Genomic DNA, 3,427 nt, shown 5'->3' on the forward strand with positions numbered 1-3,427 from the left:
CCATATAATCTTCGCGACTCCCGCATCGGGTTGATTAGCCCCCTAAATTTTAGCCGACTAACCTGCTCGGATGAGATTCCTGGCAGAGTTTTGTATAGAACCCATTTGACATCTTGCGAGCGATCGCGAAAAGTAGGCAATCTCAAGTTATCGGTAAGTTGTCACCCACATCCTCGGTCATGAATTCTTCTTCCTTGTCTAGTAGACCATTTTCGTTAGCATCATAGCCCACACGGAGAGGTTTACCGTTGCCATCCCAGCTACTGTAGTCAATCAACAAGGTTTCGTTATCTGCCAAGGTGATGCCATCATCCGCCGAGTCAAATATCTCAATGCTTTCGTCTCCAATTCGCTCCATTGCGAGGCTGAAAATCGTATCGCCTGTCGGCGAGGAGGTAACGACTCGCATCCGCACTAAACGCGCCTCGGCATCAATATCGAGCACCACCGCATCATTGGGTTCTAGCTCAAAATCATTGAGGAAAAAACTGAAATCCGCCTCGGGCGTTTCAAACCCCAAGAATAGCTCCGGAACTTTCCCCGTCTGCGTGTTGTAGACAATTGCCGAGTCATTGGGAACAATGAAAATGTTATCGGTTTGCCCGGGTTCCAAATCTAAGCCATCGACCTCAAACACATAACCCGAACCGATATAGCTGATAAACTCCGAGTCTGTGGGTTGGCTGGGTGCTGTGAGATCTAAGCTCACGAACCCATCATTGGAGAAAGTGTAGTAATTCTGGGCTGGGTTCTCCCAGGAGCGGAGACTACTGGGGAAATTCACCTTGAGCGTGGGCGCGTTGGGAAAAATGTTATTATTTTCATTCCCTAGTGTTCCCAGAGCCCCTTGATAGGACAGATACGAGCTATCGACTTTTGGGATAAGCTTCACGTCTCCCTTAAAAAAGAGGTTGTTGGGCTGTACGTCGGAGTTGTTGGTTGGTTGGGTGATCGTTGGGATCGTGAGGTTGACGTCGGGCAGTAGTTGGGGGATCGTTGTAGAAGCTCGAAGACTGCGGTTAGCGTCCGATGCAGCCGCAGCGGAGAACACCCAAGGTTGCGTTCCCAGACGAGGATCGATCGGCTCAAACCCCAGAGTTTGGCTACCAGCATCGCCGCGATAGTCATCCTCGGTGAGGGTGGCATCGGGGGAGTAGAACCAGGTATTCGCCGCTGTATCGATGATAATTTCCCGGTTTTCTTTGGGATAATTGCCATCGTAAACCTGGATCGATACCCGATCGTTCGGCAAATCCGTGATGCCAATCGGCGCGACAGAATGTCCTCCCGAACCACCAGGATTGGAGAACCGCAACGTCCCGATCGCCGAGCCTGATGTGTTCAAACTCGTCCGCAATGCTGCTAGAACATCATTAGGGGAAGTTTTGACCGTGGTGTCCCGATCGACCAAACCAGTTGCATACCAATAAGCAATCTCGCGCTGAAGCTTCGTATTCCCTTCCAGATTCAAATCAGCAGCCCGTTCCGCGCCAAAATCTTGGGGACGAATCTTACCCTCGTACATCAACAAACTCAGCACCGCCAGCCCTTCGCAATGACCGTTCTTCATGGTGCTATTCGCCCACTCCATCCACTTTTCGGCGGTTGGAGTCAAGGAAAAACTACCGTCACTGCGGACTGGACTCGCCAAGACAGCATCGCCAAACAGTCGGCGCATTTCCACTGGAGTGAGGGTGGCATACTGGGGTGCTGCATCGTAGTTAGCAAAGCTAAACCCGTCTGTGGCGATCGAGAATGCGGATGTTGTGGGATTTGTGGGGGTTAGCCCAGGTGTGGGGACTGATGGAACTCCGGCGCGACCTTCTTGGATACCATATTCGCGGTAATGCTGAAGGGGACTGAGTTTTCCGGGGTTGGCTGCGATCGCCGCTGCCACACCTGGATTCGCCTGCAAGTAGTAGCTAGCATTAAATTTAGAACTGATGTCGCGGGACTCAAACTGACCGAAATTTATGAAATGGGAATAGGCTGTTAATGGGTCAGGCTGTGTTGCGCTAGTTGCGATCGCTGCTGCTACACCGGGATTTTTCTGGAGGTATTCAGTAGTGTTGAATTCAGTAATCGGATCGCGCCCTTCGTACTGACCGTAACGGATAAAATGATCGAGCGCTGTGATCTTGCCTGTCTTCACCGCCTCTGCCACACCTGGATAGGTTGAGAGATAATACTGCGTATCAAACAATGGGCCGGGGTTATAACCTTGCTGGCGACCAACACTCAAAAAGTTAGTCAGTCCACCGAGCGCCTGCGCTTTGGCTTCTGGGTAGGTTTTAATATAATAGGATTCGTCGAACAATGAATTAATTTCTAGCATAATTTGCCGACAGCCTACTTCCGCGATCCGTAAAAGATGTCAAATGGTTTCTATAGGATTCTAGAGCATATATCTAGATTCTGGCACTCAGCAGATTTTAGATTTTAGATTAGCCCAGAGCCTAAAGTCTCTAGGTCTATCAGTAGATGTTAGATTTTAGATTTATTCCACAGTTTAAACTAGCGGAGCATACCCGAAAGTCTACAATCTAGAGGCTAAAATCTCAAATTGTTGGCTCAGTAAAAGAGGGGCAATTTTCAGTTTACCGAAGCGGCCAGCAAAAATAGACTATCTACCAGAATTGTACCCAATACTGCTCCTGAAAATGCCCACCAGTGAGGTTTGCCGAAGCGTAAAGGGAAAATGCCCACAGTTAAGAGCACTCCGACTAAGGAAATCGCACAGCTAACTCCCCAAGGGGTACGCACAATGGCGATCGCACTTTGAAAAATTGGCATTGCTAAGGATATGTCCACCTGCATTAACTGTCGCCAGTGGGGAATTAACCCTGTCAGGTAAAAATATCCATCTGTTACTGCTGTACCAAAGAGAGAACCTAGATAAAACCAGTTTCCCACTTTTCCCCACTCGCGCCTCAAACACCAAATTGCTAAAGGTACTAAGGCCCCTTCGACTGGTAAGTGCCAAAGTGGTTCCCAGCGCAGCCAACCCCAATAAATGCCTCCTGTTAACCAACTCCAAGTGAATCCTAGCAGTAAGTCTCCCCAAAGCCAAGTTGAAGGGTTTTTGAGTAGCTTGAAGGCGATCGCCAGCCAGCCTACTGTCATTGTCAAGCTTAGCACTGGCATCTGCCGGACTAGCGGTGCTTGGAAAAATACTGGCACTGTCACTAGGAAAACAGCAGCCCCAAATATTAACCAGGTTGTGCTAAATCTGAGCTTGCCTAAAAAAAATGTGGAAAAATGGCTGTCGCGATCGCTCGCGGCGGTAGAAGTGAACTCAGACAAAGTTTCGTTAAACAAGGTATCGTTAAGATTCTTTACTTAAGTTAATCTTTTTGAAGATATCACAAAAACTTTACCTTCTTTTCTCTCCCTTCTTACCCTAGCCCCTAGTCCCTAGCCCCTAGCC

Annotated in this window: 2 protein-coding genes; both read right to left on the reverse strand. The window is 48.8% G+C overall.

Annotated elements, in window-relative coordinates:
- Positions 1 to 142 precede the first annotated feature (142 nt).
- The gene (locus PN499_RS17865) at positions 143 to 2,335 is read right to left on the reverse strand and encodes a hypothetical protein (protein ID WP_272033445.1); all 2,193 of its coding nucleotides are present in this window, start codon (positions 2,333 to 2,335) and stop codon (positions 143 to 145) included.
- Positions 2,336 to 2,592: 257 nt separating this feature from the next.
- Complete coding sequence (locus PN499_RS17870) at positions 2,593 to 3,318, reverse strand: DUF3120 domain-containing protein (RefSeq protein WP_272033446.1); 726 nt, start codon at positions 3,316 to 3,318, stop codon at positions 2,593 to 2,595.
- Positions 3,319 to 3,427: the final 109 nt, after the last annotated feature.

Source organism: Kamptonema animale CS-326 (assembly GCF_028330895.1).
Lineage (GTDB): Bacteria > Cyanobacteriota > Cyanobacteriia > Cyanobacteriales > Microcoleaceae > Kamptonema > Kamptonema formosum.

What these genes read in the sequence shown, in the direction of transcription:
- PN499_RS17865 (WP_272033445.1), bottom strand. Translation starts at nt 2,335, where the DNA reads ATGCTAGAAATTAATTCATTGTTCGACGAATCCTATTATATTAAAACC.